The sequence below is a fragment of the Xenorhabdus beddingii genome (genome assembly GCF_002127545.1).
Classification (GTDB): Bacteria; Pseudomonadota; Gammaproteobacteria; order Enterobacterales; family Enterobacteriaceae; genus Xenorhabdus; species Xenorhabdus beddingii.
Map to the genome: position 1 here is coordinate 1 of NZ_MUBK01000193.1, position 286 is coordinate 286.

The window sequence follows — 286 nt, forward strand, 5'->3', positions numbered from 1 at the left end:
GATAATCCGGTGTGTGGTGGTGATATCGTTCCGGTAGCGCAACCAGATACGTACTGTGGCTTCGGAAAGCATCCGTCCGGAGGCCACCAGTTCCCGACCGCTGATAAATCTCACTTCTGCCCAGACGGTGGCAACGTCCACCCAATGCTTAACCATCGTGCCGTATTCACCACGGGTCGGTTCATTCTTTTGAATCATCACCCGATGCCGTAATCTGCCCGCTTTCATTCCTTGCCCTCCGGTTGTTGCTTGATTTCCACTGTTTGCTTCCATGCCTGACTGAATT

1 protein-coding gene is annotated in these 286 nt (G+C 52.8%); it reads right to left on the reverse strand.

Annotated elements, in window-relative coordinates:
- A partial coding sequence (locus tag Xbed_RS19230) for a phage head closure protein (protein WP_244182582.1) occupies positions 1–286 on the reverse strand: 286 nt, incomplete at both ends.